The organism is Chitinophaga rupis, from assembly GCF_900109685.1.
Classification (GTDB): Bacteria; Bacteroidota; Bacteroidia; order Chitinophagales; family Chitinophagaceae; genus Chitinophaga; species Chitinophaga rupis.
Window position 1 is genome coordinate 71,723 of sequence record NZ_FOBB01000006.1, and the last position, 12,835, is coordinate 84,557.

At 49.1% G+C, this 12,835-nt stretch carries 7 protein-coding genes; 6 read left to right on the top strand and 1 reads right to left on the bottom strand.

Translation table 11 applies throughout. The features are described 5' to 3' along the window. Nucleotides 1-203 precede the first annotated feature (203 nt). The 6 genes from BMZ54_RS21705 to BMZ54_RS33380 all read left to right on the top strand — a co-directional run bounded on the left by BMZ54_RS21705 (nt 204) and on the right by BMZ54_RS33380 (nt 12,410). Entirely contained in the window at nt 204-2,963 is a 2,760-nt protein-coding gene (locus BMZ54_RS21705) for a hybrid sensor histidine kinase/response regulator transcription factor (RefSeq protein WP_089917299.1), read from the top strand. Between the two features lie 77 nt (nt 2,964-3,040). Next, nucleotides 3,041-3,616, top strand: coding sequence for an RNA polymerase sigma-70 factor (locus BMZ54_RS21710; protein WP_162277639.1), 576 nt, complete (start codon nt 3,041-3,043; stop codon nt 3,614-3,616). Nucleotides 3,617-3,683: 67 nt separating this feature from the next. Further along, nucleotides 3,684-4,826 carry a FecR family protein gene (locus BMZ54_RS21715; RefSeq protein ID WP_089917303.1) on the top strand — a complete coding sequence of 381 codons (1,143 nt, stop codon included), beginning with the start codon at nt 3,684-3,686 and terminating at the stop codon, nt 4,824-4,826. A 273-nt stretch (nt 4,827-5,099) separates the two neighbouring features. Beyond that, on the top strand, nt 5,100-8,498 hold the full coding sequence (locus BMZ54_RS21720) for a TonB-dependent receptor (RefSeq protein ID WP_089917305.1): 3,399 nt from the start codon (nt 5,100-5,102) through the stop codon (nt 8,496-8,498). Nucleotides 8,499-8,517: 19 nt separating this feature from the next. Beyond that, on the top strand, nt 8,518-9,954 hold the full coding sequence (locus BMZ54_RS21725; protein WP_089917306.1) for a RagB/SusD family nutrient uptake outer membrane protein: 1,437 nt from the start codon (nt 8,518-8,520) through the stop codon (nt 9,952-9,954). Continuing rightward, nucleotides 9,954-12,410 (top strand): endo-1,4-beta-xylanase, encoded by a 2,457-nt coding sequence (locus BMZ54_RS33380; RefSeq protein ID WP_238386645.1) that lies wholly within the window; start codon nt 9,954-9,956, stop codon nt 12,408-12,410. Before BMZ54_RS21725 ends, BMZ54_RS33380 begins: the two co-directional genes overlap by 1 nt. On the opposite strand, the gene BMZ54_RS21740 is transcribed toward BMZ54_RS33380, so the two are convergent. Further along, the gene (locus BMZ54_RS21740; protein ID WP_089917828.1) at nt 12,389-12,823 is read right to left on the bottom strand and encodes a DoxX family protein; all 435 of its coding nucleotides are present in this window, start codon (nt 12,821-12,823) and stop codon (nt 12,389-12,391) included. The genes BMZ54_RS33380 and BMZ54_RS21740 overlap by 22 nt on opposite strands. Nucleotides 12,824-12,835: the final 12 nt, after the last annotated feature.

Genomic DNA, 12,835 nt, shown 5'->3' on the forward strand with positions numbered 1-12,835 from the left:
TTTTCCCAGGCGGCGGCATTACAGGATAGCTTCCAATGCTTTTGAAATTGTAACGGGAATGAATTCTGTATTTATTGTTAATAACCAGCTAATTATAAATGCTTATAAAAATATTATCTGGGGTAGTATTTCAATTTTGTATCATTGTTTTTAGAAATTAGCACCAGGTTGCCATCATTAGATTACCCGCCACGTTATATGTCATGTTAAGAACATTCCTGTTTTTTTGCTGTTTATGGGGGCTGTTATGCAGCATTAGCTGCCGGCAGGAAACGGCGCCGAAATACTGCATCGGGTTTTCCCAATGTACCGGTAATGACGACTGGCGCCGTAACATGCTGACGGAAATGAAAAGGGAACTTTTCTACCATCCGGAAATGCAGCTGTTATATAAGGATGCGGAAAGCGACAGCAAACGGCAGGTACAGCAGATCCGGGAGCTGCTGGCCCAAAAAATGGATATCCTGCTGGTATCCCCCAATGAAGCTACTCCCCTGGCGCCGGTAATTGCCGAGGTATATAAAAAAGGTATACCGGTGATCATCCTGGACCGTAAGGCAGCCACCGATTCCTTTACCGCTTATATTGGCGGCGATAATTATAATATAGGTAAGCTGGCGGCGGAATATATTGCCGGCCAGCTGGGCGGCAAAGGCCGTATTATAGAAGTAACCGGGTTAAGAGGATCCTCCCCCACCATAGAAAGGCACCAGGGTTTTCACGATGCGCTGGTACGCTATCCCGGCCTGCACCTGATAGCCACGCTGGAAGGCAGCTGGGTGGCGGATAAAACACAGGCTGCCGCCGCACAGCATGATTCCGCCCTGCGGCAGGCCGATGTGGTGTTTGCCCAGAACGATGTAATGGCGTATGGCATGTACCGTTATTGCCGGGCAAAGGGATTGACCCGCACCCGGTTCATTGGCGTGGATGCATCGCCCTACCCCGATGCCGGTATAGACCTGGTATCCCGCAGAATCTTAAGCGCATCGCTGCTGTACCCCAGCGGCGGTAAGGAAGCCATTAGCATGGCAGCCGATATTTTAGCCGGCAAAAAAGTACCCCGCAGCACTTTACTGCAAACGGTGCTGATAGACAGCAGCAACGTAAAGCTGATGCGCTTACAGATAGATAAGATCCAGGCGCAGCACCAGGAAATAGAAAAACAGCAATCGCTGTTACAGGAGCAGCGCTCCCTGTACCAGGACCAGCAGCACCTGCTGCGCATTGTGGCCACTACCCTGTGCATTGCTTTTTTACTGGGCATTGTGCTGTTCTTTATACTGCGCACCAACCGGCGCATTAACCATCAGCTGAAACAGCAGCGGGATGAAATACTGCAGCAGCGCGACCGCCTGGTGGAAATGACGGCCAAAGCGCAGGAAGCAACAGAAGCGAAGTTTGCTTTTTTCACGAATGTATCCCATGAGTTCCGCACGCCGCTAACGCTGATACAGGCGCCGCTGGAAAGCCTGATGGGCGGGCGGCAATTCTCCGCCACACAAAAGCACCAGCTGGAGCTGATGCACCGCAACGTGATACGGCTGATGCGGCTGGTGAACCAGCTGCTGGAATTCCGCCGTATTGAAAGCGGTAAGCTGCAGCTAAAAGTAGCAGAGCAGGACCTGCAGGTTTTTATGATGGATATTATGGAAGCCTATAAAAGCATTGCTGTAAAAAAACATATTGACTTCCGCCTTATTAACCGGCAGCCGGGCATTAAAGCCTGGTTTGACCAGCATCTGTTCGACCGTGTGCTCTACAACCTGCTTTCCAATGCTTTTAAATTCACCAGCGATTACGGTAAGGTGCATATATACCTGGAAAAACCCGAGCAGGCCGGCGAGGTGATCATCCGCATTGAGGATAATGGCGCCGGTATGGACGAAGCCACGCTGGCGCATGCCTTTGAGCTGTTTTACCAAAGCCGGGAAACCGCGCACAAAGGCACGGGCATAGGGCTGGCGCTGAGCCGGGAGATCATTTCCCTGCACCATGGCACTATCAGCTTAAAAAGCGCTAAGGGCACCGGCACTACTTTTACCCTTACGCTGCCCGCCAGCAGCGCGCCTTTTGAACCGGAAGAGATCCAGCAGGAAGCTGAAAGCATGAATGTGCTGAACCATTCCCTGTTCAATTACCTGGAAGAACCGGAAGAGCAGCAGCCGGCCACCACTAATACCGGCGAACACCTGCATTCCATATTGATCATTGAAGACCACCCGGACCTGAACAGCTTCCTGGCCAGCTACCTGGGCGGGCTATACGAAGTTTTTCATGCAGTTAATGGTGCAGAGGGTTTGCAGCTGGCCTTTCAGCACATTCCCGACCTGATCCTCTGCGATATTATGATGCCGGAGATGGATGGTATACAGGTGCTGGAAACCCTGAAAAAAGACATCCGCACCTCGCACATACCGGTTATACTGCTCAGCGCCAACAGCAGTGAGGAGCAGCGTATAAAAGGCATGCAGCACAATGCAGATGCCTACATCAGCAAACCCTTTAACCTGCAATACCTGGCAGAAAGTATCAGCAGCATATTGAATAACCGTGCGCTGCTCAAAGACCATTACATTGCGGAGCCGGAAACCCGGGTGCATACGCCTCAGTCCAATAAGCCGGATCGCAAGTTTGTAAATGATTTCACGGCTATTGTTGAAAATAACCTGGGCAATGACCAATTTGGGGTGGATGATATTTGCCAGCAGCTATCCATTTCCAAAATGCAGCTATACCGCAAGGTGAAGCAGCTGCTGAACTGTAATGTGAATGATTATATATTGGATACCCGTGTTAAAAAGGCTAAATATCTGCTGGTAAATTCCCAGCAGTCCGTTTCAGAAATTGCCTATGCCTGCGGCTTTTCATCGCCCGCATATTTTTCAACGGTATTTAAGGCGCGCAGCCAGCAAACGCCTAAAACTTTCCGGGAGCAGGTGAATAAGAAACCGGATGTGTAGATAAGCAGGTGCTTATATTATTATTGACAAATTGGAATATCAGCTATATATTCGTTTTACTAAACGCCTGTTTCCACGTGTATAACCATCTTGAAGATCATGAATGGTTGGCCCAAGTTAAGAAGGGACAAACTGCCGCATTAGCCTGCATTTACAGGAAGTATTGGCAGCGCCTGTATGTATCAGCCCACGCTGTTTTAAGAGACGAGCAGACCTGCGAAGATATTATCCAGGAAATATTTTTAAAGCTGTGGCAAAACCGGGAGCGCATTGAGATCAAAGCCACGCTGGTATCTTACCTGTACTCCTCTGTGCGGTATGAGGTGTACCGGCATATTAAAACAGGCAAGGTACGGGAAGATATTTTTGATCATATTTTTGAACGTATGCAGGCAGGGCCTGATTACCCGCATCTCGAATATAAAGAGCTGTACACCCAGATCCACACCATCGTGGAAAGCTTACCCGAGCGGTGTAAGGCCGTGTATAAGCTCAGCCGGGAAGAGCATCTGAGCCACAAACAGATTGCCGCCCAGCTGAACATCTCCACCAAAACTGTTGAAAACCAGCTTACCAAAGCTCTTAGCCTGTTACGCCTTTCACTGGGGCAGGTATTAACCCTGGAGCTGCTGGCCTGGTTACTGCATTCATAAAAAATATTTTTGCCGCGCATAGGGGATTCACCGCTTTTAATACTCTCCTTATGCAAAACATCCCATTTTGACTAAGGAGGATTTCTTACGGCTGGTAGATAAATACCTGAAAGGGCAGGCCACTGCGGAGGAAGAGCAGCTGCTGGCGCGCTTTTACAACAGCTTTGAGCTGGATGATACTGTTGTGCGGCAGGAGCTGGAAGAAAAAATGCTGACGCGTTTAATGCAGTCGGTACAGCCGGCCCCTGTTAAAATAAAACGTGTCCGCAGCTGGCAATATGCTGCTGCCGCGGTGATCCTGTGTCTGCTGGCCAGCGGTGCGCTATATTATCAATATGCCGGCAGGCAGGCCATTACGCCCGCACCTTCTTTAGCTAAGCAACCCGCCACACCAGGGAATAATAAAGCGCTGCTGCAGCTGGCAGATGGGTCTACCATTGAGCTGAACCAGGCCTCCAATGGAGTGTTGGCTATGCAGGGCAGTACAGCCGTAAAAAAAACAAAAGATGGTCAGCTGATCTATGAACCCGCGCAGGCAAGCGCTACAGCCCTGGGCAGCCTGAATACCATTACCACACCTGCCGGCGGCCAATACCAGCTTACCCTGCCGGATGGCACTCGGGTATGGCTGAATGCAGGATCGTCCCTTACCTTTCCCACGGCATTTGACAGCGCCGGGCGGCGGATAACCCTGAGAGGAGAGGCTTATTTTGAAGTAGCCAAGGTATATACCCAAAGCCATAACCGTTTACCGTTTTATGTAAAGACCGGCGAAAACGAGGTAGCTGTGCTGGGTACCCACTTTAATGTAAAGGATTATGCAGATGCTACCGGCTTTGAAGCCACCCTGCTGGAAGGCGCTGTGCAGGTAAAACGTGGCAGCCTTGTACAGGCGCTTACACCCGGGCAGCAGGCCAGCATACGCCCTCACAGCGCTGTTATAAAAGTAAGGCCTGCCAATACGGAAGCGGTGATGGCCTGGAAAGAAGGCTTGTTCCTGTTTGATAATACCGGCATTGATGAAGCTATGGAGGAAATAAAACGCTGGTATAATGTAGATGTCGTGTATGAAGGCCGTAAACCGGATATTGAGTTTACCGGCGTGCTGCCACGCAGCAGCAGTGTAACGGAAGTATTGAACCTGCTGGAATCTGCGCAGGGCGTGGCTTTTGAATTACGTAACAATACAATTATAGTAAAGCAGCAATGATCACTTAATCACGTTTTTAAAAACTACCCGTTATGAAATATTCCACCTGATAAAATTCCATTCCGCGTATAAAGAAAAAAACTTACCGGGTTGCAGCCGGTAAGCTATGTGTTTCCGGTTACGCTGGATCAATGTTTTCACAGATTATCCGCTCACCTTCAACCAAACAAATGTATGAAACAAAAAATACATTGTAAAGCCGCCGCTTTACAGTGCGGGGTAGCCTATGCCCTTCATCAGCTTTACCGAACGATCCGTAAATCTTTTTTAGTCATGCAATTCACCGGTGTTATATTATTGGCTGTTACCCTGCAGGTGAGCGCCACGGGGTATGCGCAAAAGGTAAGCATTCACCAGCGGAACAGCGATCTAAAAACAGTGCTGAACACCATCCGCAAACAAACCGGTTACTACTTTATTTACAGCAAAGCAGTTATACAAAAAGCAAAACCGGTAAGCATTGATGTTACAGACCGCAACCTGGAAGAAGTGCTGCGTGAGATATTGCAGCAACAAGAGCTGCGCTACGAGATCCGGGATAAAGTGATCATTATTACCAGCGCGGCAAAAGCCGATAACCCTGCTAATGCGCCGCCTCCTGTTAACGTTAGCGGCCGCATTACCGACAGTAAAGGGCAGGCGCTCATTGGCGCTTCTGTGCGCGTAAAAGGGGGCGCTAAAGGAGCTATTACAGACAGCAATGGCAGCTTTTCCATTACCGGTATTGATAACAATGCAGTACTGATCATTTCCTATGCAGGTTATGTAACGCAGGAAATAGCAGTGGCCGGCCAGCTGCAGCTCAGCATTGTTTTAAAGGATGATGTAAAGGGCCTGACCGATGTAGTGGTAGTAGGTTATGGCACGCAAAGCAAACGTGCCGTTACCGGCGCTGTAACTTCTGTGGGGTATGAGAAATTCAAGGACCGCTCTTTCAGCAATGTTACGCAGGCGCTCTCCGGGCAGCTGCCAGGCGTAAATATTTCACAGGCGCAGGGCGCACCGGGCTCCTCCCCCATAGTGCGCATACGTGGTACAAGCTCTATTACTGCAGGCACCAACCCGTTATACGTGGTAGATGGTTTGCCGGTAGAGAACTTTAACCTGAACCTCATTAATCCGCAGGACATTGCTTCCGTAGAGGTTTTAAAGGATGCTTCCTCTGCGGCTATTTACGGCTCGCGTGGCGCCAACGGTGTAATTATAATCACCACCAAACAAGGTAAACCCGGCGATACCCGCGTTAATGCCAGCTATGAATTTGGCATACAACAAGTGGCCCGGCAGGTGGATATGATGAATGCGCAGCAATTTGTACAATATTATATTGATGCGCATAACAATGCCTGGGTAGCAGCAGGCGGCAAACCCAGTGACGATAACAGTGTGCGGGGACCGGCGTACCGCATACCGGTTGACTTTACGGATAACCCGCAGCAATTTGGGCAGGGCACTAACTGGCAGGATGTAATGTTCCGCACCGCACCCTCTCACAACGCACAGGTGTCTGTTTCCGGAGGGTCGGATAAAACGCAGTTCCTGTTATCCACCGCTTTCCTGGATCAGCAGGCCGTGCTTGACCGGAATTATTATAAACGCCTGGCTATACGGGCCAACCTTAAACATACCATCTCTGAAAAATTTACCGTGGGCGCCAACCTGGCTGTTACCGGTATTGCAGACCGTACGGATGGTATACTGGGCAAAGCTGATGTGGTAAGCCTTAGCCTTACCAACGATCCCATTTTCCCGGTTTATAATGAGAATGGCAACCTGGGATTCCGCGATCCCAAGTCAGCGCTATACCGCTTTACGCAGTATTCTGATCTGCAGCTGTGGCATCCCTATGCCTTAACGCGCGAAGTAGACAGGCAGAATAAAACGTACAATACACTGGCCACGGGTTATGTGGAGTACAATATAACAGCGGGGTTAAAGTTCCGTTCCAGCATTAATGCCAACCTTACCAACAGCAGGTACAATTCTTACCAGAATGCCTTGCAGAAATACGGGTATTCCGCTGCAGGTCCGGCCGTGGCGGAAAGTAATTCCACCAACGTATTTAACTGGCTTACGGAAAATACCTTTACTTACGACAAACAGTTTGGCGACCATGGCCTCACGGTGCTGGCCGGTTATACCACACAGCACCAGCGGGATGAGTATGCGCAGGTACTGGCCAGCAACTTCCCTAACGACCTGGTGCACACGCTGAATGCAGGTACTGTTACCGGAGGCACTTCCCTGGCCTCTGAATGGTCTTTGATCTCTTACCTGGCGCGTGTGAACTATAATTATAAGAACCGGTATTTTCTGACCGCCACCATCCGCCGCGATGGCAGCTCCCGCTTCGGGCAGGATAATAAATATGGTTACTTTCCCTCTGCCTCAGCGGGCTGGCTGCTTTCAGATGAAAGTTTTATAAAAGACAATATGAAATGGATCAGCAACCTGAAGCTGCGTGTGAGCTATGGTATTGCCGGTAACAACCAGATCCCGAACTATGGGCCGGTAGCATTGCTGGCATCCTCCAACTACACATTTGGCGGTAATGTAAGCAATGGTTTAAACGTTGTTAATATTCCCAACGAAGGACTGAAGTGGGAAAAGACCACGCAGTATAATGCCGGCCTGGATATGGGCCTGTTCAACAACCGCCTGAACATTGCCTTTGATGCCTACTACTCCGTTACCAACGATCTTTTGCTGAATGTACCTGTACCCGATATTACCGGCTTCACTAACCAGCTTACCAACATAGGACGCTTACGCAACCAGGGGCTTGAATTAAACATCTCCACCAAAAATATTACCGGCGCTTTCAGCTGGACTACAGATCTTAATTTTTCCATTAACCGGAATAAGGTATTACAGCTGGGGCCTAACAATGCACCCATTAACTACAGCGATTTTTCGGTGAACGTACGCACGGAGGTGGGGCAGCCTATCTCTAACTACTACGGTTATATTTTTGACGGAGTGTACCAGAATCAGGCCCAGATCAATACCAGCCCGCATGATGCCACCACTACCCCGGGCGATCCTATTGTGCGGGATGTGAACGGCGATGGAAAAATAACAGCAGATGACCGTACGACCATCGGTAATTACCAGCCAAAATTCATAGGTGGTATTACCAACACGCTTAGCTTTAAAGGCCTGGAATTTTCTTTTCTTTTACAGGGGTCTTATGGCGGTAAGATAGCCAATCAGCTGGTACGTTACAGCGGTTTATGGAACGGCGGACGTAATGCCTATGCAGATGCTTACAACTACTGGCGCTCAGAAAGTAACCCCGGTGACGGTAAACATTTTAAACCCACTGTAGAGCCCAAAGGCCTGCAGAATCAGTTCTCCACCTACTGGGTAGAGGATGGCTCTTACCTGCGGGTTAAAAATATCCGGCTTTCCTATACACTGCCCCAAAGTTTGTTCAGAAATGTACCGGCTTTAAAAGCAGTGCGGGCATATGTGAACGCCGAGAATGTATTCCTGTTCTCCAAATACACCAATTACGACCCGGAAAACACTACGTATAACGCTACCGCCTATTCGCCTACCGCAACGGCTGCCACCACTACAGCCTTTCCTACCGGCGCTTTCCTGGGGGTAGACTATGGATCGTATCCGGTACCGCGTGTTATAACCATAGGTATAAAGGCTGATTTTTAAATTTAACCGCAACACAGTTATGAAAAAGATACTTAGTATAATAATAGCTGGCCTGGTTTGTATGCCAGGCAGCAGCTGCAAAAATTCTTTCCTGGACCTGGCGCCGGTATCCAATTCAAACGCCAGCAATTTTTATAAAACCAAGGCCGATTTTGACCTGGCCGTAAGCGCAGCTTATGCCACGCTTTACGTATTCTTTGCGCCGCAGAGCGCCGTATCGTTCTTTTCTGAACAGATGTCGGACAATGCTACCATCTACAACATTAACGGCATACAGGCAGATAAAAAAGCGTTCAAGGATTTTAATGTGAACTCCTCCAACACGCAGGTATACCTGTTCTGGCAGCAGTGCTACCGCTCTTTATACAACGTGAATATTGTGCTGGACAAAATAGAAGGCGCGGACCTGGATGAAGCATATAAGGACCAGGTAAGAGCGGAGATGCGTTTTTTACGCGGCATGTATTATTTCTACATGACGCAAATGTGGGGCGACCTGCCACTGGTAACCAAAGACATTACGGCAGCAGAAAGCTATGGCATTTTGCGCTCACCTAAAGCAGAAGTATATAACCAGGTGATCAGCGACCTGCAGTTTGCAGCCGGTAAATTACCACTGGCACCTGCAGTAACGGCTGCCGGCCACGCCTCCAAAGGCGCAGCCCAGGCCTTGCTGGGCAAAGTATACCTTACACAAGGCAACAAAACGGCTGCTGCACAGGCATTACAGGAAGTGGTAAGCAGCAACCAGTATATGCTGTTGCCGCAATATGCCAGCCTGTGGGTAGTAACGAATAAGAATACCAAAGAATCTGTTTTTGAGATCCAGTACAAAGGCGGCTCAACCGGGGTACCGTTAAGTGATTTTTACAACGAATACACCCCTTACGAAAACTTTTCCTTTACCTTGTATGCCGGCGGTATGAACATGGTGACCGATGACCTGTACAATGAATTTGAAAGTAATGATCCGCGGCGCGATCTTAGCATTGCACCGGGTTACACTAACAAAACAGGTACTTTCATCCCCATCAAATACCCGCGTAAATGGACGGATAGTCTGGCGCCTATTGTTACCATTAATGGTAACGCACGGGAAGCCAGCAGCAATAATTTTATGGTGCTGCGTTATGCGGATGTATTGCTGATGCTTACGGAAGCCACCGGCGATGCTGCCTACCTGAACCAGGTGCGGGCCCGTGCAGGACTGCCTTTATACGGCATGCCGGGTTACCCGGCAGCACAATACCCTTCACTGGACCTGGCCATTGAGCATGAAAGACGGGTGGAGCTGGCCATTGAATTTCAGCGGGGTTTTGACCTGCGCAGAACCAACCGTGCAGTGACGGTATTAAGCGCCAAGGGCAAACCGGTAACACCCGATAAACTGTTGCTGCCCATACCGGAAATTGTACGCCAGCAAAATAGCGCCATTACACAAAATACCGGATATTGATGAAATACCTTTTAACTGTTACTATTGCCCTGTTATATAGCCTGCAGGCAGCCGCACAGGATTATAACATCCTGCAATATGGAGCTGTGAACGATACCACCCGCTTAAGCACCACCGCCATTAACAAAGCCGTGGAGGCTTGCTACGGCCGTGGCGGTGGCAGGGTGGTAATACCGGCCGGGAATTTCAAAAGCGGCACCATTATCCTGAAAAACAATGTGGAGCTGCACCTGGAAAGGGGCGCCACTTTATATGCCAGTGTAAACCCGCAGGATTTTCCGCAGCAACCACGGCCTGCCTACCGCTCGCAGAAAGACCCGGGCGGCTGGTTTGCACTGATCTATGCAGCCGGCGCTAATAATATAGCCATTACCGGTAGCGGCGTTATAGACGGACAGGGCGCCAGGCAGCAGCCCCGGCATGCCCAACCGGATGGCGACCGGGACGGGCGGCCCCGGAACATCCTGTTTATTTCCTGCAACAACATAACAGTAAAAGAGGTAAGCATGTACAATGCCGGCATCTGGAACCAGCATTACCTGGATTGTGAGGATGTGATGGTAGACGGCATTAAAGTGTACAACCATGCCAACCGGAATAATGATGGTATTGATATTGACGGTTGCCGGCGGTTTGTACTGTCCAACTCCATCATTGATTCGGACGATGATGCCATTGTGCTAAAAAGCACGGGTAAAGCAGGCTGCGAGGATGTGGTGATCAACAATTGTATCACCAGCAGCTTTACCAATGCTATCAAATGCGGCACAGAATCCACGGGTGGTTTTAAACGTATCACTATTTCCAATTGCGTGGTAAAACCTTCCAAAAGCAAGCTGCCTCCCATTTGGGGCCGCACCAATATTGGCATTACCGGCATTTCATTAGAAATAGTGGATGGCGGTACCATGGAGGGCGTAAACGTAAACAACATTGTGATTGAAGGTACTGAATGCCCGGTATATGTACGTTTGGGTAACCGTGGCCGTCCTTATATGGAAGGCATTTCCACCCCGGCGCCGGGTATAATGAGGGATGTGCAGCTCAGTAATATAACGGCTTATAATGCCGGCAACTATTGTTCATCTATAACCGGCGTGCCTGGCGCGCTCATTGAAAACATATCACTCAATAATATCCATATCATTAACAGAACCGCCGTAAAAGCCGGGGATTATATAAGAGATGCATTACAGGTGCCGGAGGATGAAAAGGGTTACCCCGAGCCCACCACGTGGAAGAACCTGCCCAGCTCCGGGCTATTCATCCGGCATGTTAAAAACATCCGCTTATCAGATGTAACCTTTGAGCAGCTTAACCCGGCCGATGCACGCATACCACTGATAGGTGTGGATATTGAACACCTGTTCCTGCACAATGTGCATTACAGCAACAATCAGGATAAATTACCTGCACAGTGGGTAGGTGTTACTGAACATGCTACGACTACAACAAAGGGGTTAAAAGATTATTATAACGATTATTTCCCCATAGGCGTATCCGTATCGCCCCGTAATGTTAGCGGCGGGGATACTACCCTGATCCTTCAACAGTTTAACAGCCTTACCACGGAAAACGTTTTGAAATTTGGCTCTGTGCATCCGGAGGAGCAGCGTTATAACTGGGACGGGGCGGATACTATTATCAGTTTTGCACAGGCGCATCACCTTAAAGTGCGGGGCCATACACTTTGCTGGCACCAGCAAACACCGGCCTGGCTATTTGTTGACAGGAAAGGCGCGCCTGTTAGTAAAGAAGTGTTATTGCAACGGCTGAAGGAGCACATTTTTACTGTAATGCAACGCTACAGGGGCAAAATATATGCCTGGGATGTAGTGAACGAAGCTATTTCGGATGATAGTACGCAGTTCTTACGTAATTCGCCCTGGTACCGGATCTGCGGGGAAGAATTTATTGAAAAGGCTTTTATATATGCACATGAAGCGGACCCGGATGCCATTTTGTTTTACAATGATTATAATACGGAGCATCCCGAAAAAAGGGAACGCATTTACCGGTTGCTGAAAAAATTGCTGGATAACAAAGTGCCGGTACAAGGCATTGGCTTACAAGCGCACTGGAACCTTACGGACCCTGCGCAAAAAGAACTGATTGCTACCATAGAACGTTTCCGCGCACTGGGCCTGCAGGTACAGATCACGGAGCTGGATATTTCCGTGCTGCCGCCAAAATCACAGCGCGATAGCGCCTGGCTGGCACAGCCGGATGCGTATACACCTCAGCTGGAACAGCAGCAGGCGGCGCAATACACATCCGTATTCAATGTGTTCAGGCAGTATAAAGGGGTGCTCACAGGTGTTACTTTCTGGAACGTGTCTGATAAATACACCTGGCTTGACCGCACCCCTTCTGCCCAGGGAAGAAAGAATTATCCTTTGTTGTTTGATAGCCGCTTAAGACCAAAGAAAGCGTATTACGCCATTACAGAATTTTGAATACGGGCCGGTGTCTGTGTTACAGCCGCCTTACTTTTTAGCTTCCGGAAATAGGTGTAGGAAACCGTTAAAACGCCCAGGAAAATGAGCGGATCAATAATGAAGATAATACCATCGCCCACAGACAAATGCGCAATAGCAGCAGATGCCAGCGTGATGGCAAAACCTGCGTAGGCGAACTCTTTTGCCTTTGATGGTATGCCGGGAATTAGCAAGGCCAGCACCCCTAATGCCTTCGCAATGGAAAGCTCTATCCGCATATAATCCGGCAGGCCTAAATGTTTGAAAGGCCCTTCTGTGCGGTATACTTCCGGCCCTATGGGGGCTTTGAGATTAAAATTGATAACACTGTATACCATTACAGTGCAAATGATGCCGGTGGTGATCCAGTAAATGCGCTTGTCCTTTTTCATGATGTATTGTTT

Bases quoted from the DNA above. Each gene is read 5' to 3' on its own strand.
- BMZ54_RS21725 (WP_089917306.1), top strand. From the start codon at position 8,518: ATGAAAAAGATACTTAGTATAATAATAGCTGGCCTGGTTTGTATGCCA.
- BMZ54_RS21720 (WP_089917305.1), top strand. From the start codon at position 5,100: ATGCAATTCACCGGTGTTATATTATTGGCTGTTACCCTGCAGGTGAGC.
- BMZ54_RS21740 (WP_089917828.1), bottom strand. From the start codon at position 12,823: ATGAAAAAGGACAAGCGCATTTACTGGATCACCACCGGCATCATTTGC.
- BMZ54_RS33380 (WP_238386645.1), top strand. From the start codon at position 9,954: ATGAAATACCTTTTAACTGTTACTATTGCCCTGTTATATAGCCTGCAG.
- BMZ54_RS21705 (WP_089917299.1), top strand. From the start codon at position 204: ATGTTAAGAACATTCCTGTTTTTTTGCTGTTTATGGGGGCTGTTATGC.